Genomic DNA, 24,046 nt, shown 5'->3' on the forward strand with positions numbered 1-24,046 from the left:
ACAGGCCGCGCCCGGCGTCCCGCCGTGCGAGACGGCCTACGCCGGAGGGTCGAAGCTGTGGCCGCAGGCGTAGGTCATGCCCTGCGGCAGGCGGTCGCCGCGCAGCAGCTCGAAGCCCTTGCGGGTGGCGTCGTCGTTCGGGGTGTAGACCATCATCCGGGTCTCGGGGGTGGCGGCCACGTCGAGGGTGGTGACCACGACGTTGAGATCGCCGATCGCCGGGTGCCGGAAGACCTTCACCCGAACGCCGCCGTCGGCCACGCCGTGCTCGGCCCACAGCTCGGCGAACTCCGGGCTGGCCGCGCACAGCCGCTTCACGAACTCGTCCCAGGCCGGCTCGCCGACGTGCCGGCCGTAGCGGGCGCGGAAGTTCGCGACCATCCGGGCCAGGTCCTCGCTGCGGTTCACGAACGGGTGGCAGCACTTGGGGCTGGTGAAGCACGACCACAGGGAGTTCCGCTTGTCCTCGGGCAGGTTCACCAGGAACGGGAACAGCAGCGCGTAGGGACGGTTCCAGGCCAGGATGTCGCTGCGGCCGTTGACCACCGAGGCCGGCAGCGGGTCCAGGCCGTCCAGGATCTCCTGGACCTCCGGGTCCAGGCGCCGGCAGCCGGACACCGACGGCACCGCCGGGACGTCCGCGAGCTGGTACAGGTGCTCGGTCTCGGCCGGGTCCAGGCGCAGCGTGCGGGCCACCGCGTCCAGGACCTGGACGCTGGCGTTGATCTGCCGGCCCTGCTCCAGCCAGGTATACCAGGTCACCCCCACGCCGGCGAGCTGCGCGACCTCCTCGCGGCGCAGGCCCGGGGTGCGGCGCCGGGTGCCGGTGGGCAGGCCCAGGACCTCCGGGTCGAGCCGCTCGCGGCGGCTGCGCAGGAACGAGGCCAGCTCCGAACGGCGCGGCGCGGCGTCCTTGGCCGGGGCCCGCACCGGGGACAGCGGGGGGAGGGAAACGTCTATGCTCACACCACCATGATGCATCCTCGGACATCCTGGTGCCAGGTACTGGTGGTAATAGGATAACTGGACTCCTGGTACCCCCATAAAGTCCGGCGCATCCTGGTGTTGTGACCAAGACGATAATGAGCGAGTCCGGGAGCGGACCGAACCAGATGACGACCGCCACCGCCGGCGGCACCGCGACCTTAACCCCGCCAAGACACCAGCGTACGCCGGTCGCCGCGGACGCCCCGGCGGGCAACCGCCGGTCGGGGCTGATCCTGGCGACCGTGCTGGTCGGCTACTTCATGGCGCTGCTCGACGGCTCGATCGTGAACGTGGCCCTGCCCAGCATCCGCGAGAAGCTGCACGCCACCGGCGCCAGCCTGCAGTTGGTGGCCGCCGGCTACATCATCGCCTACGCGGTGCTGCTGGTGACCGGGGCCCGGCTGGGCCGCATCCTGGGCCACGAGCGGCTGTTCAAGGCCGGACTGGCCGGCTTCACCATCGCCTCGCTGGCCTGCGGCCTGGCCCAGAACAGCGGTGAGCTCATCGTCTTCCGGGTGATCCAGGGCATAACCGCGGCGATCATGCTGCCGCAGGTGCTCAGCCTGATCCAGCAGAACTTCCAGGGCGAGGCCCGGGCCAAGGCGATGAGCGCCTGGACCGCGGTGCTGGCCTCCGGGATCGTGGTCGGGCAGGTGCTCGGCGGCGTACTGGTGACCGCGAACCTGTTCGGCTGGTCCTGGCGGCCGGTGTTCCTGGTGAACGTGCCGATCGGGATCGTGCTGTACATCGCGGCGATCCGCTCGCTGCCCTCGGTGAAGCCGCAGAACACCGCGGCCGGCAACAAGGTGGACCTGGCCGGCGTGCTGACCCTGTCGCCGACCATCCTGGCCCTGGTGGTGCCGCTGGTGCTGGGCCACGACGAGCACTGGCCGATCTGGGGCTGGGTCCTGCTGGCCGCGACCGTGCCGCTGCTGGCCCTGTTCCTGGCCGTCGAGCGCCGGGTGGCGCGCCGCGGCACCTCGCCGATCCTGCCGGGCCGGATCCTGTCGATGTCCGGGATGAAGCCCTCGCTGATCGTGATCTTCCTGGTCATGGTGGTCTACGCCGGCAACCTGTTCGCCACCGCCATCCACCTGCAGGGCGCCCTGGGCTTCAGCGCGCTGAAGACCGGCCTGGCCTTCGCCCCGTGCGCGGCCTCGTTCGGCCTGGTGAGCTACTTCTGGCGCAACATCCCGGCGCACCTGGTCCGCCGGCTGTCGGTGATCGGCCTGCTGATCGGCGCGGCCAGCATGGCGGCGCAGATCTGGATGTTCAAGGACGGCGGCTACGGCGGCCTGTGGTTCTACCTGAACCAGATGGTCTTCGGCTTCGGCATCGGGATCGGCAACGCCCCGACGATGACCCTGGCCCTGATGCGGGTGCCGGTCGCCGACGCGGCCGACGCCTCCGGCACGCTGGCCACGAACGCGCAGCTGGCGCAGGTCGTCGGCATCGCCTCGCTGGGCACTCTGTACCTGACGGTGGCCGCCGGCCACGCGGTGCACTCCGCGGGCCACGCCATGGCCTACCTGTCGGGCGCCGGGGTCGTGGTGACGCTGGTGGCGGTGGCGTTCTCCTTCCACCTGTACCGGCTGGACAAGCACGAGCGGGCCGCGACGGCCGCGGCTGCCGCGACGGTCTGAGCCTGACCTCGCACTGAACACAGCGAAGCGCCCCCGGAGATCTCTCCGGGGGCGCTTCCTTGTTGTCTAGAGCCCGACTGACTTGTAGATCGCGCCGACCTCTTCCTTGTTCAAAGGACGCATGCGCTCCGGCTTCTGGTCGCCGAGCGAGATCGGGCCGAACTTGGTGCGCACCAGACCGCGCACCGGGAGCCCGACCGCGTCCATGATGCGGCGGACGATGCGGTTGCGGCCCTCGTGGATGGTGATCTCCACGAGCGCGTTGCGGCCGACGGAGTCCAGCAGGCGGAAGTGGTCCACGCGCGCCAGGCCGTCCTCCAGGTCCACGCCCTCGCGCAGGCGGCGGCCCAGGTCCTTCGGGACGGTGCCGTAGACCTGCGCGCGGTAGACCTTGCGGATCTCGTACGACGGGTGCGCCAGCCGGTGCGCGAGCTCGCCGTCGTTGGTGAGCAGGATCAGGCCCTCGGTGTCGACGTCCAGGCGGCCGATGTGGAACAGGCGCTCGTTGCGGCCGCGCACGTAGTCGCCGAGGTTGGGGCGGTCCGGGTCGTCCATCGCGGAGACCACGCCGACCGGCTTGTTGAAGGCGAAGTGGACGATGCCCTCGGCGGTGGAGATGCGCATGCCGTCCACGCGGATCACGGCGGTCTCGGGGTCCACGCGCATGCCCTGGTGGCGCACGATCTCGCCGTTGACCTCGACCCGGCCGGCGGCGATCAGGTCCTCGCTGACCCGGCGGCTGCCGACGCCGGCCTGGGCCAGGACCTTCTGGAGGCGCACGCCTTCTTCGTTGGGGTCCGCGAAGGGGTCGTAGTCGCGCCAGTCGCGGCCGCCGGCGTTCGGGGCGGACTGCTCGGCGCCGCCGGAGCTGCCCGAACCGCCGGAACCGCCGGAACGACCGCTGGACTTGCCGGGCGAGCGCCCGCCGTAGGGCGCGGGCTGACGACCGCCGCCGGACCCGGAGCCCGCTCCGGCCTGCCGCGATCCGCCGGACCCCCGGGATGCGCCGCCGGAGCCGGAGCCCCGGCCTCCACCGGATTTGCTGGGCTGGGAACGGCGAGCGGGGGTGTTCATGGCAACCATTGTCCCCCATCGGGGACCCCCGCTCGTCCGCCCTCGTTCAGCCGGGCTACACGCCCGAGGTATGCCGGCCGGGCGGCCGGGTCAGCTCTTCAGGATCGAGCCGGTGAAATCGCTGTCGTTCTCGTACACGCAGGTGATGTCGTGGTAGCCCTGCGCCCAGGTGCTTTCGTCCGCGTACAGCATGCTGGGCTGCGCGTTCTGCGGGAGCTTGGACTGGTCGACCTTCGTCTTGGCCGCGTTCTCGCACAGCGGCTGGGCGTTGGTCGTCAGGTCGTCGTCGCTCGGGGCGACCGAGGTCGCGCCGGGGTAGGTGAAGCTGTAGAAGGCCTGGGCGTTGTGCGGCTGGGTGCAAGGGATCGCCTTCACCGAGTCGAAAGCCACCGAGGCGTCCGTGGGCTTCTCGTAGCAGTCGCCGGCCCGCAGGCTGACGGCGTCGAGGTTGCCGCTCTTGCTGATGGTGCCGCTGGAGTCGCGGTGCGACTTGTGGGCGTTGGTCACCAGCCAGCTGACGCCGCCGATGATCAGGACCACGACGAAGATCCCGGCGCGGATGTACACGAGCATCGGACCGCGCCGGCGCTTGGGCGCCGGACCGTAGGCGCCGGCACCGCCGCTGCCGTACGGGTTCTGCGGCTGGGCGTAAGGATTCTGCGGCTGGCCATAGGGATTCTGCTGCTGGCCATACGGGTTCTGCGCCCCATAAGGCATCTGGTCCTGTACCGGCGCGGAATTCCCGCCGGAACCAGATATGCCCTGGTAAGGCGACTGGTTTGGTTGAGGTTCGGTCATGGCGGTGAACTGTAGTGGACCGCGCCGACAGCGTATTGCTCACTTGACACACTGATGATCGATGCCTGAATCATCCCGAAATCAGGCCAGGGTCTCGGACTCCTCCATCGACTCCACCGACGGCAGCAGCGGCGCCAGCTCCGGCAGCTCGTCGAGGGTGCGCATGCCCATCTTCTCCAGGAACAGCAGCGTGGTCCGGTACAGGATGGCGCCGGAGTCCACGTCGGAGCCGGCCTCCTCGATCAGCCCGCGGGTCAGCAGGGTGCGCATGACGCCGTCGCAGTTCACGCCGCGCACCGCGGAGATCCGCGAGCGGCTGACCGGCTGGCGGTAGGCGACCACCGCGAGGGTCTCCAGCGCGGGCTGGCTGAGCTTGGCCTGCTGGCCGTCGAGCACGAACTTCTCCACCAGCGGAGCGCACGCCGCCCGGGTGTAGAACCGCCAGCCGCCGGCGACCTGGCGCAGGTCGAAGCCGCGCTGCTGCTCGGTGTACTCGGCGGCCAGCTCCTGCAGGGTCTGGACGACCTCGTCGCGCGGGCGCTCGGTGATCTGGGCCAGGACCACGTCGGCCACCGGCTCCTCGACCACCAGGAGGATGGCCTCCAGGCACTGGCGCAGGGGCGGCAGGGGGGCCATGTCGGTGGAGAGCTGCCAGGTGGCGTCGTCGAGGGCGTCCAGGGACGGCTCGACGGGGGAAGGCTTGGTGGGGGAAGGCTTGGTGGCGGCAGTCTCGGCGCGCGGCGCCGGGAGCGGGGACTTGGCCTCGCTGCGGGGGGCGGGCAGGCCGGGGCGGGCAGGGCTGCCGGCGGCCGGAGGCGCTCCAGAATCGGCTTCGGAGGCCTGGTCAGGCGCGGCGGCGGAAGGCAGTTCGGCAGCCTGGTCGGGCGCGGTACCTCCCTCGCCCTCGCCACCCTGCTCAGCACCGGCCGCGTACTCCGGGCTCTCGTACTCCCAGTCGTCGCTCATTCCGGCTCTCCCGCTTCCCACTGCTCGTCCTCGTCCAGCACGTCCAGCACGTCCAGTTCGTCCAACCCGTCCGGTTCCTCCGGCGCCTCCTCGGCCGGGGCGCTGCGGTCGAACTCGTCCACCGCGACCTTCAGCTCGCCCTCCTCGGTGCCGGTCCAGGAGACCGTCAGCTCGGCGAACGCGTCCGGCTGGTCGAGCATCACCGCGGTCTCGCGGAACAGCTCCAGCAGGCCGAGGAAGCGCGCGACGATCGTCAGGGTGTCCGGGGCGTCCTCGCACAGCTTCTGGAAGGAGGCCTTGCGGAACTCGCGCATCTTCGCGATCAGGACCGCCACCTGCTCGCGGACGCTCACGGCGCTGCCGTGCAGGTGCGTGACCGACACCTCGGGCGGGGTCTTGGGCGTCATCGCCTTCACCGCCAGGGCCGCGAACTGCTCCGGGGTGAGGTTGATGATCACCTCGGGGAGCAGGTCGGCGAAGGAGGGCTCCAGCTTCACCGCGCGGGGGAACATGCGGCCGGCGGTGGCGTGGCGGTGGCCCAGTTCGGTGGCGACCTGCTTGTACGCCTTGTACTGCAGCAGGCGGGCGAACAGCAGGTCGCGGGCCTCCAGCAGGGCCAGGTCGCCCTCGTCCTCGACCTCGGCGGCCGGCAGCAGGCGCGCGGCCTTCAGGTCCAGCAGGGTGGCCGCGATGACCAGGAACTCCGAGGCCTGGTCCAGGTCCCAGGAGTCGCCCAGGGCCCGGATGTGGGCGATGAACTCGTCGGTGACCTTGGACAGCGCCAGCGTGGTGACGTCCAGCTTGTGCTTGGCGATCAGGCCCAGGAGCAGGTCGAAGGGGCCCTCGAACTCCGGCAGGCTGACCTGGAAGCCGTCGACGCGCGTCGCGCCGCCTTCGGCCTGGCCGGTCTCGGCCGGCTGAGCCGTCCCGGCCGCCTCGGCCGCCCCGGTGGCGGGGCCGGCCGGCGCCGGGGCCTGTTCGGCGGAGGCTGCTTCCAGAGTCACGCTTGCACTCTAGCGGTCACCCGCCGGCGGACAGCCGCTTGACCAGGATGCTGTCCCGGCCGCGCGCGTCGAGGTCGGCCAGCAGCGCGGCCACCGCCTCGCGGACGATGCGACCGCGGTCCACCGCCAGGCCGTACTCGCCGCGCAGCATGATGCGCGCGTGCTCCAGGCCGAGGAGCTCGTCCGGGGACACGTAGACGGTGATCTTCTCGTCGTGGCGTTCGCGGCCGCTGGGCCGGCGCGGGGCCGTGACCTTGCGGGCCGGGGCTGACGGAGCCGGGGGCGCGGTCTGAGCCGGAGCCGTCGGGGCGGCAGCCGGCGACGCCGGTTCGCCCGAGACCGCCGCGGACGTCTGCCCCCTGGACGTAGACGCCGACATAGACGTAGACGCCGACGCCGACGCGGACCCGGCCTGGTCGGCCGAGGCCGCCGGAGCCGGGACGGCCTTGGCCGAACCCTTGGTCCCGGGGGCGCTTCCGGCCGTGCCACCGGCACTCACCGAGCCGTCAGAGCCACCCGAGCCGACGGTGTTCGCCGCCGCGACGGAGGCGGTGTGCCCCCGCTCGCGGCCGGGGCGCTCGGCACCGGCTCCGGCTCCGGCACCGTCCTCACCGTGAGCCTCGCGCGCTTCGCGCACGAGCGTCCCGTTGCCGGCGGTCGTCCGGAACAGCTCGTCAGCCGCGGGCATCCTCACCCGGCGTGGCACCGGACCAGAACCTCCCTCGCCAGCTGGCGGTAGGCGGCGGCGCCCACCGAGGCCGAGGCGTACGAGGTGATGGGCTCGCCGGCGACGGTGGTCTCCGGGAAGCGGACGGTGCGGCCGATCACGGTGTGGAACACCTGCGGGCCGAAGGCCTGCACCACGCGGGCCAGCACCTCCCGGCCGTGCACGGTGCGGGCGTCGTACATGGTGGCCAGGATGCCGTCGAGCTCCAGCTCCGGGTTCAGCCGCTCGCGGACCTTCTCGATGGTCTCGGTGAGCAGCGCCACGCCGCGCAGCGCGAAGAACTCGCACTCCAGCGGGACGATCACGCTGTGCGCGGCCGTCAGGGCGTTGACGGTGAGCAGGCCCAGGGAGGGCTGGCAGTCGATGATGATGAAGTCGTAGTCCTGCATCACCGGCTTGAGCGTGCGGGCCAGCGCCGACTCGCGGGCGACCTCGGTGACCAGCTGCACCTCGGCGGCGGACAGGTCGATGTTGGACGGCAGCAGGTCCATGCCCGGCGTCACCGTCTTGAGCAGCACGTCCTCGACGTTCACCCCGCGGTGCATCAGCAGGTTGTAGACCGTGCGGTCCAGCTCCATCGGGTTCACGCCCAGGCCCACCGACAGCGCGCCCTGCGGGTCGAAGTCGACCAGCAGCACCTTCTGCCCGTACTCGGCCAGCGCGGCGCCCAGGTTGATGGTCGACGTGGTCTTCCCGACGCCGCCCTTCTGGTTGCACATCGCGATGATGCGCGCCGGGCCGTGCTCGACCGGGGGCCGGGGCACCGGGAAGCGCGGCATCGGGCGGCCGGTCGGCCCCACCCGCTCGCGGCGCTGCGTCGCCGGGTCCGGCGCCAGGGTGGCGGCGTAATCGGGGTCCGGCTCTATCTCCGCGTCCGGGTCGAACCCGTCCTGGTAGCGGAGTTCGTCCTCGATGATGCCGTAGGGGTCGTCGAACTCCACTCCGGCGCGGGTGGCGTCGGAGGTCTTATCAGTCGTGTTCATCATGTCCTCGGAACGCTGTGGATTACGAGGAGCAGGCGTGATCCCCGTCTGAGACGCCATCGCGCCGGCGGAGCCGCCCGGGGCGGCGGAGGTCGGTGCGACCACCCGGCCGGCGGCAAATGTCGACTCATTCACAAGTCGTTCTACCTCCTTACCGACTTGCCCACTCTCATCGCTGGAGTGACTCTATGGGCACGGTGTCATTACAGCAAGGCAATGAGACACAGGCGGGTCGTTTCACCCTGGTTCCTGGCGGAAAACGCGAGATAAATCACCCGAACCGGTATGCGGCCCCGCTATCTGTCATCTCATATCAGGAGGGTAGGTCACGATCGCGTCTCAGCGTCCGACCGAGCGCCCACCGAAGCCGCGCGCGGCCCCCGTCCCGAATGGTCAGGGTACCGCGATCAGCTGTTCAGGGCCCTGGGATGGCTGGTCGCGTACACCTCACGCAACCGGTCGACGGTCACCCGGGTGTAGATCTGGGTGGTCGTGGCCGAACTGTGACCCAACAGCTCCTGCACGGTCCGGATGTCCGCTCCCCCGTCGAGCAGGTGGGTCGCGAAGGAGTGCCGCAGCGTGTGCGGGGAGACCTTGCCGGCCAGGCCCGCGCGTTCGGCCACCGCGCCGAGGATCGTCCACGCGCCCTGACGCGTCAGCCGGCCGCCGCGCGCGTTGAGGAAAAGCGCTCCGGCGTTCCCCGATCTGGCTTTGCGCGTCAGTTCCGGACGCAGCCGCACGAGATAGTCGTCGACAGCGCGGCACGCATAGGAGCCGACCGGGACCAGGCGCTGCTTGCCGCCCTTGCCGTCCAGGATGACCGTGCGGTCCTCGCGGTCGACGTCGTCCACGTCCAGCGCCACCGCCTCGCTCACCCGCGCGCCGGTGCCGTACAGGAACTCCAACAGGGCCCTGTCGCGCAGGGCCATGGGCTCGTCCGCCTCGGTCGCGGCGAGCAGCCGCTCGACGTCGTCCAGCGGCAGGGCCTTGGGCAGGCGCAGCGGCACCTGCGGCGGCGGCACGTCATCGGTGACGTCGACACCGGCCCAGCCCTCGGCCAGCCCGAACCGGTGCAGCCCCCGGACCGCGGACATGGTGCGCGCGGCGGAGGACGCGGCGCCGTCCTGAAGGCTCGCCAGGAACGCCGAGACGTCGGCGCGCTCGATGTCGGCGAAATTTGCACGGCCCCGGGTGTCCAAGAAAACCCTGTATCGAGCGAGATCCCGCCGATAGGCCGCGAGCGTGTTGGCGCTCAGGCCACGCTCGACGGACAGGTGCTCCAGGTGGGCCTTCACACGGGATTCGAGGTCGTCGGACACGGGGTCACGGTACCCCGGCCCTGATCGATCAGGTTTCTGATGGGTCGGCAGGTCGGATCGCGTTCCGCTGATGTTTGCTTAGGCCTTCGGCCGAGGGACTTTACTTGTGGGGGGTGGCATGGCGTAAAACAGTCGTTCCGACATCGTGTCGGAGTGCGTTCGTCACGCATCGGGAAAATGGGGGTTCGGGCAATGGACTTCAACCAGCTACAGGCCAGACTCGGCCGCAACGGGATGGTCATCGTCGTCGGCGGTCTGCTGATGTTCGTCGACAGCTTCTTCTCCTGGTACGGGCTCAGCGGCGGCGGCTCCTCCGAGCTCAAGGCCATGGGCATCCAGACCAGCGTCAGCGCGTGGAGCGCCGGGTTCGGGGCCTGGTTCTCGGTCCTGCTGCTGCTGGCCGTCGCGGCCGTCGCGGTGCTGGGCGCGCTGGGCCGGCTGCCGTTCGCGCCGCTGATGCTCGGCTTCGTCGAGTTCGCCGGCGGCGCACTGGCCGCGGTCATCGTGCTCCTGCGGTGGATGACGTACCAGACCGCCTCCGGCGGCGGCGCGAGCGTCGGGGCGCTGTGGGGCACCTACGTGGGCGTGGTCCTGGCGATCGTCGTCGCGGTGTTCGGCTACCTGGACTTCGTCGCCAAGGGCGGCGACATCAAGAACCTGGGCGCCGTGTTCCAGAACGGGACGGGTCCGCAGGGGCCTCAGGGTCCGCAGGGCCCTCAGGGGCCGTACGACCAGGGTGGCCCGTACAACCAGGGCCAGGGTCCGTACAACCAGGGCCAGGGTCCGTACAACCAGGGGTGACCCGGCTTGGGCAAAGGACGGTGAGAAGGGCCCCGGCTTACGCCGCGGCCCTTCTCAGTGCTTTGTCACAGTCGCGGTGCTACGCCGGCACCTCGCCCTGCTTCGCAGTACTACGCCAGCACCTCGTCCAGCTTCAGCGAGGGCAGGTCGTGCGCCTCGCCGACCTGCGGGTAGGTCAGCTGGCCGTCGTGCGTGTTCAGGCCCAGGGCCAGGGCGTGGTCGCGCTGGCAGGCTTCCTTCCAGCCGTGGTTCGCGATCTCGACCGCGTACGGCAGCGTGACGTTGGTCAGCGCGTAGGTGGAGGTGTAGGGCACGGCGCCGGGCATGTTGGCGACGCAGTAGAAGACCGAGTCGTGGACCTGGAAGGTCGGCTCGGCGTGCGTGGTCGGGTGCGAGTCCTCGAAGCAGCCGCCCTGGTCGATGGCGATGTCCACGAGCACCGAGCCCGGCTTCATGCGCGAGACCAGCTCGTTGCTGACCAGCTTGGGCGCCTTGGCGCCGGGGACCAGGACCGCGCCGATGACCAGGTCGGCGTCCAGGCAGGCCTGCTCGATCTCGAAGGCGTTGGAGGCCAGGGTCTGGATCGAGCCGAACTGGTCGGCGTCCACCTGGCGCAGCCGGGAGATGCTCTTGTCGAGCAGCTTCACCTGGGCGCCCATGCCCTTGGCGACGAGCGCGGCGTTGATGCCGGACACGCCGCCGCCGATGACCACCACGTTCGCGGCCTGCACGCCGGGCACGCCGCCCATCAGCACGCCGCGGCCGCCGTTGGCCTTCTGCAGGGTGGCAGCGCCGACCTGGGCCGCCATCCGGCCGGCCACCTCGGACATCGGGGCCAGCAGCGGCAGCGAGCCGTCGGGCAGCTGCACGGTCTCGTAGGCGATGGCGGTGATGCCGGAGTCCAGCAGCGCGTCGGTGCACTCGCGGGAGGCGGCCAGGTGCAGGTAGGTGAACAGCACCTGGTCGCGGCGCATGCGGTGGTACTCGGCCGCGATCGGCTCCTTGACCTTCAGGATCAGGTCGCCGGTGGCCCAGACCTCGTCGGCGGTGTCCAGGATCGTCGCGCCCGCGGCGACGTACTGCTCGTCGGACAGGGAGGAGCCGGCGCCGGCGTCCTTCTCGACGAAGACCTCGTGGCCGTTGCGGACCAGCTCGTGGACCCCGGAGGGGGTGATCGCGACACGGAACTCGTTGTTCTTGAGCTCGCGGGGAACGCCGACCTTCATGGCGACCAGATCCTTCGTTCGGTTCGGTACGGCGCCGACCTCGCTGTCGGCCCCGAGTGTGCATAGAAACGCCTGAGACACCCGATACGTGAGGAAATGCGATCGAGTGACCGACTCGTACTCAAGGTGTTGTGGTGAGTGTATCTCCGCGTGACCGGCTCGATCGGTTACAGCATGTCAGGCCGGAGGCCGGAATTCGTACGAGGTGCAGGGCCCCACACCTGGCGATCGAAGGCCGCCGAGGTCATCGCCCTGGGGAAGACAGGCGAAACCCCGCCCGCCTCGTGTCTTCGAGGCGGGCTGGGTCAGCGGTCTTGTGGGTCACCCCCTGCGGGTCACCCCTTCACACAGACGACCTGCTTCAGCTCCGCGACGATCTCCACCAGATCGGTCTGCTGTGCCATGACCGACCGGATGTCCTTGTAGGCGCCGGGAATCTCGTCGACGACCCCGGGGTCCTTCCGGCACTCGACCCCCTTGGTCTGCACCTTCAGGTCCTCGACGGTGAACTGCTTGCGCGCCTGCGTCCGGCTCATCCGGCGCCCGGCACCGTGCGAGGCGGAGTTGAAGGCGGCATCGTTGCCCAACCCCCGCACGATGTAGGACCCGGTGCCCATGGAACCGGGGATGATGCCCAGGTCCCCACCCCCGGCCCGAATCGCACCCTTGCGGGTGACCAGGACGTCGACGCCGTCGTAGGTCTCCTCGGCCACGTAGTTGTGGTGGCAGGAGATGGCCTTGTCGAAGCCGATCTTCGGAAACTCCTTGCGCATGACCTCCGAGAACAGCCAGAGCATCACAGCCCGGTTCCGCCGCGCGTACTCCTGCGCCCAGAACAGGTCCCGGCGGTAGGCCGCCATCTGCGGGGTGTCGGCGAGGAAGACCGCGAGGTCGGGATCGGGGAGGTCCTGGTTCTGCGGGAGGGTGCGGGCCACCTCGATGTGGTGGGCGGCGAGCTGGTTGCCGATGCCGCGGGAGCCGGAGTGGAGCATGAGCCAGACGGAACCCGGCTTATCGAACGTAAGTTCGATGTAGTGATTGCCTCCGCCTAGAGTGCCAAGCTGTTGATGGATTTTTCCCAGCTTGCCACGGGTGACAGTACGCTCAAGATCGTCGAAGCCTTGCCAGAACTCATGCCAGCCCCGCAACGGCTTCTTCGCTCCGGGTTCCTGGACGGCTTCCAGGCGCAGTTCCTTGTGATGCAGGCCTCGCCCGACCGGAATCGCCTGCTCGATCCGCGACCGCAGCTTGCCCAGGTCGTCAGGCAGCTGATCGACCGTGAGCGTGGTCTTCACCGCCGACATGCCGCAGCCGATATCGACCCCGACCGCCGCCGGCGACACCGCCCCCTCCATCGCGATGACCGAACCGACGGTAGCGCCGATCCCGGGGTGCACGTCGGGCATCACCGCGACCCCGCGCGTCCAGGGCAGCGCCGCGACGTTTCGGAGCTGCTCCAGCGCCTGCGGCTCCACAGACTCCGGATCGGCCCACATCCGGATCGGCGAGCTCTGCTCGGTCGACCCGGGAATTGTCGTGTACATGCTTCTACCCTGCCTCTTTCGCATTCACGTTCGTTGGAAGACGGGAACTATGAGGCCATGGGGGAAGGTGGTACGGCAACAGAATTAGCCGCCGCTTCACGTCAGCCGACCGCGACGGGCTTGGTGAGCCGCCACCTACGCATGGAGCAACTCTGTTCAGTGCGGCCCAGGATCTGCGCCGCATCGGCTACGGAACTGGCCAGGACGACCGCGTCCTGTTCGGGAGTCCACCGCCTCGTTTCGCTTCGACGCCGCATCCCCGCAGGACGGGTCCACGCCGATATCGACTCCGCCGCCGATTGCTTACGCTCGAGCGCGATGCCGCCGCCGTAAAGGACGCGGGCAAGCTCGACGGCAGGCTCGTTGACAAACACGATGTTGAAGACCCCGTCTCTCGCATTCCGCTTCACCCTGTGGCGACAGCCGACCGCTTCGAAGACGAAATCACTGACATAGTCGAGCAGGAAGGCGCTCTCCGTAACGAAGGAGACAAAGGGGTATCCCTTTGCCGTGGTCCCCACCGAGCCGTCGCCGTCTATCAGACCTCTCACATAATGCGGCGAGGAGTGCTCCGCCCTCGGTGGCGCGACCAGGCCCGACTTCCTTCCCACGATGAACCCGAGCTCGATGAGCTTGAGACGGCCTTCGAGAGAGCACATCGTCCAGACCGAGGACTCGTAGCCGACCTTGAAGTTGGTGGTGCGTGTTCGCCTGCTGACACGGCTGTTGTAGGGAGTCAGCCTGCGGAACTCATGCAGGATCGGCTCGTCCCGACGCTGGATCTCCACCGAGACCCTGCCCTTGAGCCCTTTGCCCTGGCTCAGGGTCCCATCGGTCTGCAGGAATCCGAACATGTACGAGTACTCAGGCTTGCTGAGGTCCATGAACTCCATGAACCCAACCTGCAGATCAAGACCCGAGCTCGTCCGATGATCGACGACACGCCACCCGTTCGGCCTAGTACCCCCGAGCCCGCGTCAGCGCATGCTCCAGCACCACGATCAGCGACTCGCGCACCGAGTCCCCGCTTCGTGCGTCGAACGCCACGACCGGCACCTCCGGTGCCACGTCCAGGGCCGAGCGCACGGCGGGCAGCGAGTGCGAGAGCACGCCGTCGAAGGCGTTCACCGCGATCGCGAAGGGGGTGCCGTCGCGCTCGAAGTAGTCCACCGCGGGGAAGCAGTCGTCCAGGCGGCGGGAGTCCACGACCACCAGGGCGCCGAGGGCGCCCTGCGTCACGTCCTTCCACATGAAGCCGAAGCGGTCCTGGCCCGGAGTGCCGAAGATGTAGAGCTTCAGGGTCGGGTCCAGGGTCAGGCAGCCGAAGTCCATGGCGACCGTGGTGGTGGTTTTGCGGGGGGTCATGCTGGTGTCGTCCACGCCCGCTGCCACCTCGGTGATCGCGGCTTCGGTGGTGAGCGGTTCGATCTCGCTCACGGCTCCGATCGCGGTGGTCTTGCCGACGCCGAAGCCGCCGGAGATGACCATCTTCACCGGCTGCGGGGGGCGGGTGGCGGTCGCGGTGGCGGTGCCGTCAGTCATGGCCGGGCCCGCCTGACGTGTGTATTGCGCGGAGGCCATCGATCACCCTTCTCAAGATGTCCAGATCCGAGCTGCCGGCCGCGCGGGGGACGTGGACGGTCAGCAGTTGTCGGGTGTGCAGGTCGCCCACCAGGACGCGGACCACGTTCAGGTGCAGACGCAGGCGCGCTGCCAGTTCGGCCAGGGAGACCGGGACGCGGCAGGTCTCGATGATGGCCCGGCGTTCGAAGGCCAGGTGCGGCTCCTCCAGCCGGGCCAGCGCCTCGGGGGTGGCGACCAGCTGCGTCTCCATCGGCAGCGCCTGCTCCTCGGCGACCACGCGGCCCTCCGTGAGCAGGAAGGGGCGCACCGCCGAGACCGGCTCGGCGGCGTCCGCGGTGTGCTCCTGGTCGGCGGCGCCTCCCCCGCCCGGCTCGGTCACCCCTGCCCACCGCCCGGTCTGCGTGCGGGGACGCCCATGCCGACGGTGTTCTTCAGCTCGATGATCAGCGCCGGGCTCAGGACCGCGCCGACCCGGTTGGCGAACAGCGTCATCTCGTAGGCCACGTTGGCGAGCTTGGCGTCGGCGGTGGTGACCGCGCCGAGCACCGCGCCGCTGCCGATCCGGGTGATCAGCAGGTAGCCGCCCTCCATGTCGATGATGACCTTGTTCAGCGCGCCCAAGCCGTAGTTGCCGCCGGCGCCGGCGGCCAGCGAGGTCATCCCCGAGACCACGGCGGCCAGCCGCTCGGAGGACCCCGGGTCCTGCGGGCGCGAGACCGCGATCAGCAGCCCGTCGGACGAGACCGCGATGGCGTCGACCACGCCGGCGGTCTCGTTGGCGAAGCGGGCGACCATCCACGTGAAGTCCGCGGCGTCGGCAGCGAGCCGCTGTTCTTCGCTCTCCCAAGGGGCGGCACTGTTAGAGCCGATCATGGTGTCGTCCTCCTATTGGTCTTCCCCGTCCCGCTCCGGCGTGGCCGGGCCCGCGTGGCGGGCCGCCTGCCGGCGGGTCGGCAACTGTTCGGCGCTGTCGCGGTTCGCTCGTTCCACGCCCGCTTCGAACTCCTCCAACGCGTCCCGCACGGCCCGCGCGTCCTGCGGCTGGGCCGGCCCGGCGACCGTCGGCATCTGGCTGGTCGGCCAGTCCGGGTGCGAGGGCGTCTTGCGGACTCGGCGGGGCAGGGCTCCGTCGGCGGGCTGCGGGGTGGTGGCGCTCGGCGGGGCGGTGCCGGGCGGGGCGGCGGGCGCCTGGCCCGCGGCGAACCGCGGCGGCTCCGGCGCCGGCTGGTGCGGCTGCGCCATTCCGGGCGCCTCCGGAGCGGGTGCGCCGGGCGGTGCCGGGACCGTCGGCGGCCGGCGCACCGGCAGCATCTCGGTCTCCCGGCGGGGCTCGGGCACGGGCTGGTGCGGCAGGTGCTGCGGCTCGCCGCCGGACAGCGCGCGCCGTCGGCCGAGGCCTTCGGGCGGCACCGGCGCCAGCGGACCGAGCGAGTAGCGGGCTCCGGGGGCGTCCGGCGCGGCCGGCTGGCCGAGCGCGTCGAGTCCGGACACCTGGAGCGAGGTGCCGTCCGGTCCGGCGGCCGGTGCCTGGGGCTGGATCGGCTGGTACGAGGGCGAAGCGGGCGGTGCGAACGGTGCGGACTGGCCGTCTGCCGAGTCGGCGGCGGGGTCCACGGGAGCGGGCTGGAACGACGGGGCGGCTTGCGCCCCGGCCGATCCGGGAACTGCGTACGCGTCGAAGTCGGTGCTCGGCGCCGGCAGGCTGAACGACTCCGCGGGCTGCGAAGCCCCGGGCACCCGCCGCGGCAGCCCCTCGGCGCCGGGCGGCAACGCGGAACCGGGCGGCAACGCGGAACCGGGCGGCAGCGCAGAACCCGGCGGCAGCGCAGCGGCGGCGGGGTTCGCGCGCGGCGCGGCCGGCGGCGCGTGCAGCGGCTGCGCCGGCGTCAGCGGCGGCCGGCCCCGCATCTGCAGGGCCTGGGCCTGCGCGTGGGCCTGCGCCGGGCTCGACGGCAGCGCGGGCACCCCGTTGGCGGCCGGCCCCGAGCCCGCCGCCGGCGTCCCGGTCGCGGCCGCCTCGGCGGCGTCCCCGCGCGGGGCCCGCGTCCCGGCCGCCTCCGCGACCGGGCCGGCCAGCAGGAATCCGGGCACGTACACCCGCGCCGTGGTCCCGCCGCCGGTGGTCGGCGACAGCTCCACCGCGGCGCCGGTCCGCACCGACAGCCGGCCCACCACGAACAGCCCCAGCACCCGGGTCGGCGCCAGATCCAGGCGCTCGCGGCGCACCAGGCGCGCGTTCTCCTGCGCCATCTGCTCCGGGGACATGCCCATGCCGCGGTCGACGATCTCGATCACGAAGCCGCGCGCCGACAGCCCGACCGCGATCTCCACGCGCTGGCTGGCCGGGGAGAACGACACCGCGTTCTCCACCAGTTCGGCGACCATCAGCGTCAGGTCGCCGACCGCCGAGGGCGCGACCATGGCGTCGTCCTCGGCGATCAGCACCACCCGCTGGTAGCCCTCGACGCGGCCGACGGCCGAGCGCACGACGTCGGTGAGCCGCATCGGCGCGCCGGAGATGTTCGCCTCGCGCTCGCCGGAGAGCAGGATCAGGCTGTCGGCACCGCGCTGCAGACGCACCGCGAGGTGGTCGATGCGGTACAGCCGGTCCAGCAGCACCGGGTCGGTCTCGGTGCGCTCCACCTGGTCGATGATCGACAGCTGGCGCCCGGTGAGGTTGTGGATCCGGTGCCCGACGTTGCCGAACATCTCCGCGGTGTTGCGCCGGATGGTGACCTGCCGCTCCAGCATCAGCAGTGCGGTCTCCTGCACCTTGTTGAACGCCAGCGCCAGGTCGCCGAGCTCGTCGTCGGTCGGCACCGGGATGGCCTCGAACTCCGGCAGCTCGCCGCGCTCGCCGAGGTCCTCGTCGGTGACCCGTTCCAGGTCGGCCGCGGCGGCCCGGGCCACGCGGGTGGCCGCGCGGGTCAGGGCCAGCACCGGGCGCACCACCGAGCGCCGGATCAGCCCGGACAGCACCATCAGCGCCCCGGCGGCCAGCACGCCGACGCCGATCATCAGCGCCACGGTGATCTCCGCCTGCTGGGCGTTGTCGTGGGCCAGGCCGATGATGCGGTCGGTGATCTGCGCCTCGGCCGCGGCGCGGGCGTTGCTCGCGGTCTCGAAGGCCGCGGTCAGCGTGCTGCGGTCGTTCAGGGTCTGGATGCTCTGCAGGTCCACCCCGGCGTTGCCGTTGACCCCGCGGATGGCGTCGAAGGCCTGGCCGTACAGGGCCTCGGCCTTGTCCTGGTAGGTCCGGAAGACCTGGTCCTGCGAGGAGCCGAGCAGGGCGCTGATCGCGGTGCGGTCGGCACTGGCCTGGGACTGCTGCACCAGCCCGAACTGCACCTGCGCGACCTGTTCCCAGCGCAGCGCGGTGGCGTACTGCTCGCCGGCGTTGAACTCGGTGGGGCCGGAGGCGAAGGCGGTGAGCGAGGCCTCGCGCTGGCTCTCGGCCATGTCGCCGGAGTACAGCGCGGCCAGCTCGGCCTCCAGCGAGGCGGCCGGGCCGCCGGCGGCGGCGTGGCCGCCGAAGTCCAGCGCCGAGACCATCTGCGCGTCGATGGCCCCGTACACGGTGTCGACCAGCTGCTGGACGTGGGCCTGCAGGACATAGTTCTGCGACATGCCCTCGCTGGCCGGCAGCTCGCGCACGTAGCTCAGGTCGGAGACGGCGGCCAGCGCGGCGGTCAGCGTCGGCGTGGCGTGCCGCCCGAAGTCCCGGGTGACCTGGTCCACCTGGGCGTCGGTGATGGTGATGGCGGCGACGTACTCCTTGTCCTTGTCCGGGTCGCCGCTCATCGCCGCCTGGGCCTTGTCACGTTCCAGCGACAGGTCCTGGATCAGCTGGCTGACGGACTTGGAGGAGGACAGGAAGTCCGCGGCCGAGTTCCACTGGCCGGCCACGTTCACCTCGTGGACCGCGACCGGGGTCATCAGCGCGGCCATGGCCACGGTGGGCAGCACGACCAGCAGGTCCATGCGGCGCCGGAACGGCAGCCGGCCGCGGGTCACCGGTCTGGAGGCCGTGGTGGAAGCGGTGGTGGTGGTGGCGACGTCGGTGCCCGAGCCCTGCGTCATGTCCGCACCGCCTGCCTTTCCCCGTGCGGTCATTGCTGTTTGATCCGGTTCCAGGCGGCCACCCACTGCGGGTAGGCCACACACCCGCCGGTCCTGCCGTCCAGGCACTTGGCGGTAGGCGTGACCCACATGTGCACGTCGGCCCAGTAGGACTCGTCGGCGGCGTGGTAGGCGGCGCAGAACTTGGCTTCCAGGGCGCAGGCCTGGGCGTTCGCCGGGGCCTCACCGACATACTGGGCCACTTGCGCGTTGACCGTCGGGGAGGTGACGTAGTCGAGCCACTTGTAGGCGCAGGTCAGGTTCTTCGCCGTGGAACTGACCATCCAGGTGTCGGACCACCCGGTGGTGCCCCCGGCCGGCTTGGCCGTGGCGATCTCCTTGTGCCCGGAGCCCTGCAGCCCGTTGACCACCACCTGCCAGCCGGTGCCGATGGTGTCCGCGCCGTGCGCGAAGGCGGCCTGCTGGGCGGCGGTGTCCGGCCAGTAGTCGGCGACCGCGGAGCGCTGTTTGGTCAGCACGGCCACGGCGTCGGCGAACTGGTTCTGGTCCAGCGCGTAGGGGTTCGTGATCCCCAGGGCCGGCTGGCTCTGCATCAGGTACACCGCGGCGTCGGCGATGGTGATCGGGGAGTCGTAGACCGACACGTGGCCGACGGCCGACGGATCGGGGGCGAACACCGCGCTCAGCGAGGTGGGAGCGGGATTGACCTTGTCCTTGTTGTAGATCAGGACGTTGGCGCCGCGGCCCTGCGGGATGCCGTAGGGCACGCCGTCCACCGAGTTCCAGGGCCGGTTCTTGAGCGTCGGGTAGATCTGCGGGTAGCTGGCGACCTTGGAGACGTCGACGGGAGCGACGTCTCCGCTGGCTATCATCCGCAGGCTGGCGTCGCCGGAGGCGGAGACCACGTCATAGCGGCCGGACTTGACGTCCGCGACCATCTCGTCGGAGCTGCCCGCGGTCTCGGCGTGCACCGTGCACCCGGACTGCTGCTGGAACGGCGCGATCCACTGGTTCTCGGCGTAGCCGTCCCAGACGACCATGTAGAGGTCGCCCTCTGAGGACGTGCCGGGCTCGGCCATGGGTACCGGCGGGGCCACGAAGGCGCCGCCCTCGGCCGATCCCGGGCCCGACGAGCAGCCGGCCACCAGAGCCAGCGCGGCGACCGCGGAGGCCAGACGCGCCGCGAGGGACCCGTATCGGTGTCTGGGAAACACCGACCGCACTATCGCCATAGACCGGGGCGCCTTCTGCTCACTCGTCGCTTGTCATGCCAGAGCCTTGCGTGGGGGGGACACGGACGGCACGCAACCGTACGCGACGCGCTGCACACTACACGATCGTATGGTCGGTAGAGAATCAGCGAACGTATGAAAAGGCCTGGATCCGTCCAGGCCCAAACATCAGTACAGGAACGATCCGGCAGGTGAGCCAGTCGGTGACGACCTCTAGGATCACTCTATGGCGAAGAACCCGGAGCGCTTGATGGTGCTCGACACCCCGACGCTGTACTTCCGCGCCTTCTTCGGCGTCCCCGACACGATCCGCTCCCCCGACGGAATGCCGGTGAACGCAGTGCGCGGCACCCTGGACTTCGTCAGCCACCTGATCGCCACCTACAAGCCGGACCGCCTGGTGGCCTGCTTCGACGCGGACTGGCGGCCGGCGTTCCGGGTGGAGGCGATCCCGTCGTACAAGGCGCACCGGGTCCTGGAGCCCGAACCGGCCGGTGTGGACGTCGAAGAGGTCCCGGACACCCTGACCCCGCAGGTCCCGGTGATCGAGGCGGCCCTGGACGCGCTCGGCATCGCGCGCGCCGAGGCCCCCGGCTTCGAGGCCGACGACGTGCTGGCGACCCTGGCCGAACGCTGGGCCGGCCGCGGCCCGGTCGACGTGGTGACCATGGACCGCGACCTGTACCAGATGGTCGACGACGCCCGCGGCATCCGGGTCCTGAACATCGGCAAGGGCGTCACCAAGCTCGAGGTGGTCACCGACGACACGCTGCGCGAGAAGTACGGCATCACCGGCGGCGAGTACGCGGACTTCGCGGCGCTGCGCGGCGACCCGAGCGACGGCCTCCCGGGGGTCGCGGGCATCGGCGAGAAGACGGCCGCGGCCCTGATCTCCCAGTACGGCGATCTGGCCGGGGTCCGCGCCGCGGCCGGGGACCCGGCCTCGGCGCTCAAGCCCGCCCAGCGCAAGCGCATCATCGAGGCCGCCGGCTATCTGGACGCGGCCCCGACGGTGGTGCGCGTGGTCCGCGACGCCCCGGTGGCAGAGCACGACGATCTGCTGCCCCGGGAGCCGAAGGACCCGATCATGGTGGCGATGCTCGCGGAGAAGTTCGGGCTGAAGGGCGCCGTCACCCGCGTGACCCGGATGATGGCCGAGCGGTAGGGCCCGGCCGGGCTGCGGCGCGCCGCGCCGCAGCCCGGCACCCTCATCCGTTCATCATCGAGTAGGCGACCACTCCGCGCCGCAGCCCGTCGATGGCCTCCTGCGCGGCGCCGCGCACCGTGCTCGCCCTGCCCCCGGCCGCCGTGAGCTCTGCGGCGGCGTTCGCCACCTGGCCCAGCAGGTCGATCAGCTGCTTGCACCAGCGCACGAAGTCCCCCGCGGGCATCTCCACATCCCACAGGACCTCTTCCAGCGCCTTGCCGGACGCCCAATGGAAAGCCGGCAGCGCGAACCCGAGATCCGGCTCCCGCTGGAACTCCAGGTGGTGGTCCGTCTCCAGCTCCTCGAGCTTCGCCCAGAGCCGCACCATCTCATCGAGCGTCTTCGGGACCGCGCCTCCGGGCAGCCTCGGCGGCCCGGCGTCGTCGGCCCGCCGCGCCTCGTACACCAGCGCCGACACGCAGGCCGCGAGCTCGGGCGGGGTCAGCCCCTCCCAGAGCCCGGCGCGCAGGGTCTCGGCGGTCAGCAGGTCCAGCTCCGTGTAGAGCCGGCCGAGCCGCTTGCCGATCGGCGTGACCTGGTCGCCGTCCAGGTACCCGAGCTGCTCCAGCAGCCCGCAGACCCGGTCGAAGACCCGGGCGATGCTGTTGGTGCGCCCGGCGACGCGCTTCTCCAGTGCCTTCGTCTCGCGGTCCAGCTTGTGGTACCGCTCCGCCCAGCGCGCGTGGTCCTCGCGGTCCTGGCAGCCGTGGCAGGGATGCGCGCGCAGCGCCTTGCGCAGCCTGCTGATCTCGGTGTCGTCGGCGGCCGCGGAGCGATAGCGGGTCTTGCGATACGGCGGGATCTCCTTGTCCCCCGCCTTGCTGCGCAGGACGGCGGCCAGGTCCTTGCGCGACTGCGGCGACTTGGCGTTGAAGGACTTCGGGATGCGCATGCGCTCCAGCGGCTCGGCCGGGGTGGGGAAGTCCGTCACCGACAGCCGGACCACCTGCCGGTCCACCGTCAGCACCACCGGCCGCGGCCCGTCGCCGGTGACCTGCTTGGGACGGCCCGCGGTGGCGGCCGGTATCCCCGGGTCCAGGACCACGGCCACTCCGGCGCGCTTGCCGGCCGGCACCACGATGATGTCGCCGGGCTGGAGCTTCTCCAGGGACTCCAGCGCGGCGGCGGTGCGGTTCGCAGCGCCCTGCCGCGACAGGTCGGCCTCGCGCTCGGAGAGCTGGCGGCGCAGCGCCATGTACTCGTCGAAGTCGCCGAGGTGGCACGTTATGGCCTCGGAGTAGCCCTCCAGGGCGTTCGCGTTCTTGCGCACCTGGCGGGTCAGGCCCACGACGGCCTGGTCGGCCTGGTACTGCGCGAACGAGGTCTCCAGCAGGTTGCGCGCCCGCTCGGCGCCGAACTGGCCGACCAGGTTGACCGCCATGTTGTAGGACGGCTTGAACGAGGAGCGCAGCGGGTAGGTCCGGGTCCCGGCGAGCCCGGCCAGCGCCTTGACGTCCAGGTCGGGCCGGTACAGCACCACCGCGTGGCCCTCGATGTCGATCCCGCGCCGGCCCGCGCGCCCGGTGAGCTGCGTGTACTCCCCGGCCGTCAGGTCGACGTGGTTCTCACCGTTCCACTTGGTCAGCGCCTCCATCACCACGGTGCGCGCCGGCATGTTGATGCCCAGCGCCAGCGTCTCGGTCGCGAACACCGCCTTGACCAGGCCCTGGACGAAGAGCTCCTCGACGATCTCCTTGAACGTCGGCAGCATGCCCGCGTGGTGCGCCGCCACGCCGCGCTGCAGGCCGTCGAACCAGTCGTGGAAGCCCAGGACGTTGAGATCCTCCGAGGGGATCCGGCCGGTCCGCTCCAGCACGTGCGCCTTGACCCGGGCGCGCTCGTCGGCGTTCAGCAGCCTGACCCCGGCGTGCAGGAACTGCTGCACCGCCGCGTCGCAGCCGGCGCGGCTGAAGATGAAGGTGATGGCCGGCAGCAGGCCCTCGGTGTCCAGCTTCTCGATGACGTCCACCCGGCTGGGCACCCAGCCGCCGCGGCCGCGGCGCTGGTTCCGGCCGCGCTGGCCGCGGTTGCCGCCCGCGCCCCCGCCGCCGCGCGGGCCGCCGCGCTTGTACATGGATTCCGAGCCCTCGCGGTTCAGCCGCACCAGCTCGGGGTTGACCCGCAGCTCGCGGGCCGCCGAGATGCCGCCCTGGCCGTTGGCCCCGGGCATGGCCTCGCCGTCGGCGCCGTTGGCGAACAGGTCGAACATCCGCCGGCCGGACAGCACGTGCTGCCACAGCGGAACCGGCCGGTGCTCCCAGACGATGGACTTGGTGTCGCCGCGCACGGTGCGCAGCCAGCCGGCGAACTCCTCGACGTTCGACACCGTCGCCGACAGCGCGATCAGGCGCACCGACTCCGGCAGGTGGATGATCACCTCTTCCCAGACCGCGCCGCGGAAGCGGTCGGCGAGGTAGTGGACCTCGTCCATGACCACGTAGCCGAGCCCGGACAGCGTCCCGGAGCCGGCGTAGAGCATGTTGCGCAGGACCTCGGTCGTCATCACGACGACCGGGGCCTCGCCGTTGACCGTGTTGTCGCCGGTCAGCAGGCCGACGTTGGCGGCGCCGTGCCGGGCCACCAGGTCGGCGTACTTCTGGTTGGACAGCGCCTTGATCGGGGTGGTGTAGAAGCACTTGACGCCCTGCGCGAGGGCCAGGTGGACGGCGAACTCCCCCACCACGGTCTTGCCCGACCCGGTCGGGGCGGCGACCAGGACGCTGTCCCCGGCCTCCAGCGCGCGGCAGCCCTCGATCTGGAACCCGTCGAGATCGAAGTCGTAGCCGCCGCGGAAGCGCTGGAACTCGGACAGGGCAGGCACATCGGGAGCCCGCAGGGGCTCAGCGGGCGATGACATGCCTCCACCCTAAC

At 70.9% G+C, this 24,046-nt stretch carries 20 protein-coding genes; 3 read left to right on the forward strand and 17 right to left on the reverse strand.

Annotated elements, in window-relative coordinates:
- Nucleotides 1-36: 36 nt before the first annotated feature.
- Nucleotides 37-966: a helix-turn-helix transcriptional regulator gene (locus tag ABH926_RS11255; protein ID WP_370365379.1), complete on the reverse strand. Its 930-nt coding sequence runs from the start codon at nt 964-966 to the stop codon at nt 37-39.
- 101 nt (nt 967-1,067) lie between these two features.
- Here ABH926_RS11255 and ABH926_RS11260 point away from each other — a divergent pair, with 101 nt between their 5' ends.
- Entirely contained in the window at nt 1,068-2,630 is a 1,563-nt protein-coding gene (locus tag ABH926_RS11260) for an MFS transporter (RefSeq protein ID WP_370365380.1), read from the forward strand.
- A 66-nt stretch (nt 2,631-2,696) separates the two neighbouring features.
- On the opposite strand, the gene ABH926_RS11265 is transcribed toward ABH926_RS11260, so the two are convergent.
- The 7 genes from ABH926_RS11265 to xerD form a co-directional block, all read right to left on the reverse strand.
- Nucleotides 2,697-3,704 (reverse strand): pseudouridine synthase, encoded by a 1,008-nt coding sequence (locus ABH926_RS11265; RefSeq protein ID WP_370365381.1) that lies wholly within the window; start codon nt 3,702-3,704, stop codon nt 2,697-2,699.
- A gap of 90 nt (nt 3,705-3,794) precedes the next feature.
- Complete coding sequence (locus tag ABH926_RS11270; protein WP_370365382.1) at nt 3,795-4,502, reverse strand: septum formation family protein; 708 nt, start codon at nt 4,500-4,502, stop codon at nt 3,795-3,797.
- An 81-nt stretch (nt 4,503-4,583) separates the two neighbouring features.
- Nucleotides 4,584-5,468 (reverse strand): SMC-Scp complex subunit ScpB, encoded by an 885-nt coding sequence (gene scpB, locus ABH926_RS11275; RefSeq protein WP_370365383.1) that lies wholly within the window; start codon nt 5,466-5,468, stop codon nt 4,584-4,586.
- Nucleotides 5,465-6,472, reverse strand: a complete 1,008-nt coding sequence (locus ABH926_RS11280; RefSeq protein WP_370365384.1) for a ScpA family protein — start codon at nt 6,470-6,472, stop codon at nt 5,465-5,467. Before ABH926_RS11280 ends, scpB begins: the two co-directional genes overlap by 4 nt.
- Before the next feature lie 16 nt (nt 6,473-6,488).
- On the reverse strand, nt 6,489-7,160 hold the full coding sequence (locus tag ABH926_RS11285; protein ID WP_370365385.1) for a hypothetical protein: 672 nt from the start codon (nt 7,158-7,160) through the stop codon (nt 6,489-6,491).
- Nucleotides 7,161-7,162: 2 nt separating this feature from the next.
- Nucleotides 7,163-8,182, reverse strand: a complete 1,020-nt coding sequence (locus ABH926_RS11290) for a ParA family protein (protein ID WP_370341861.1) — start codon at nt 8,180-8,182, stop codon at nt 7,163-7,165.
- A 407-nt stretch (nt 8,183-8,589) separates the two neighbouring features.
- Nucleotides 8,590-9,501: a site-specific tyrosine recombinase XerD gene (gene xerD / locus ABH926_RS11295; RefSeq protein ID WP_370365386.1), complete on the reverse strand. Its 912-nt coding sequence runs from the start codon at nt 9,499-9,501 to the stop codon at nt 8,590-8,592.
- A gap of 192 nt (nt 9,502-9,693) precedes the next feature.
- On the opposite strand from xerD, the gene ABH926_RS11300 reads away from it, so the two are divergent.
- Nucleotides 9,694-10,302 (forward strand): hypothetical protein, encoded by a 609-nt coding sequence (locus ABH926_RS11300; protein ID WP_370365387.1) that lies wholly within the window; start codon nt 9,694-9,696, stop codon nt 10,300-10,302.
- Between the two features lie 110 nt (nt 10,303-10,412).
- Here ABH926_RS11300 and ald read toward each other — a convergent pair whose 3' ends face one another.
- From ald to ABH926_RS11340, 8 genes are all read right to left on the reverse strand, one after another.
- Nucleotides 10,413-11,528, reverse strand: a complete 1,116-nt coding sequence (gene ald, locus ABH926_RS11305) for an alanine dehydrogenase (protein ID WP_370365388.1) — start codon at nt 11,526-11,528, stop codon at nt 10,413-10,415.
- A 335-nt stretch (nt 11,529-11,863) separates the two neighbouring features.
- Nucleotides 11,864-13,072, reverse strand: coding sequence for an RtcB family protein (locus tag ABH926_RS11310; RefSeq protein WP_370365389.1), 1,209 nt, complete (start codon nt 13,070-13,072; stop codon nt 11,864-11,866).
- A gap of 101 nt (nt 13,073-13,173) precedes the next feature.
- Complete coding sequence (locus ABH926_RS11315; RefSeq protein ID WP_370365390.1) at nt 13,174-13,965, reverse strand: LAGLIDADG family homing endonuclease; 792 nt, start codon at nt 13,963-13,965, stop codon at nt 13,174-13,176.
- Between the two features lie 64 nt (nt 13,966-14,029).
- Entirely contained in the window at nt 14,030-14,614 is a 585-nt protein-coding gene (locus tag ABH926_RS11320) for an ATP/GTP-binding protein (RefSeq protein ID WP_370365391.1), read from the reverse strand.
- Nucleotides 14,607-15,035: a DUF742 domain-containing protein gene (locus ABH926_RS11325; protein ID WP_370365392.1), complete on the reverse strand. Its 429-nt coding sequence runs from the start codon at nt 15,033-15,035 to the stop codon at nt 14,607-14,609. The genes ABH926_RS11320 and ABH926_RS11325 overlap by 8 nt, the downstream gene beginning before the upstream one ends.
- Nucleotides 15,032-15,529, reverse strand: coding sequence for a roadblock/LC7 domain-containing protein (locus tag ABH926_RS11330; RefSeq protein ID WP_370341681.1), 498 nt, complete (start codon nt 15,527-15,529; stop codon nt 15,032-15,034). Before ABH926_RS11330 ends, ABH926_RS11325 begins: the two co-directional genes overlap by 4 nt.
- 12 nt (nt 15,530-15,541) lie before the next feature.
- Nucleotides 15,542-18,769: an ATP-binding protein gene (locus tag ABH926_RS11335; protein ID WP_370365393.1), complete on the reverse strand. Its 3,228-nt coding sequence runs from the start codon at nt 18,767-18,769 to the stop codon at nt 15,542-15,544.
- The gene (locus ABH926_RS11340) at nt 18,766-19,950 is read right to left on the reverse strand and encodes an ABC transporter substrate-binding protein (RefSeq protein ID WP_370365394.1); all 1,185 of its coding nucleotides are present in this window, start codon (nt 19,948-19,950) and stop codon (nt 18,766-18,768) included. Before ABH926_RS11340 ends, ABH926_RS11335 begins: the two co-directional genes overlap by 4 nt.
- A 268-nt stretch (nt 19,951-20,218) precedes the next feature.
- Between ABH926_RS11340 and ABH926_RS11345 the strand changes: the two genes are divergently transcribed.
- Complete coding sequence (locus ABH926_RS11345; RefSeq protein WP_370365556.1) at nt 20,219-21,133, forward strand: 5'-3' exonuclease H3TH domain-containing protein; 915 nt, start codon at nt 20,219-20,221, stop codon at nt 21,131-21,133.
- A gap of 43 nt (nt 21,134-21,176) precedes the next feature.
- Here ABH926_RS11345 and ABH926_RS11350 read toward each other — a convergent pair whose 3' ends face one another.
- Nucleotides 21,177-24,032, reverse strand: a complete 2,856-nt coding sequence (locus ABH926_RS11350) for a DEAD/DEAH box helicase (RefSeq protein ID WP_370365395.1) — start codon at nt 24,030-24,032, stop codon at nt 21,177-21,179.
- Nucleotides 24,033-24,046 lie beyond the last annotated feature (14 nt).

The organism is Catenulispora sp. GP43 (assembly GCF_041260665.1).
Taxonomy (GTDB): domain Bacteria; phylum Actinomycetota; class Actinomycetes; order Streptomycetales; family Catenulisporaceae; genus Catenulispora.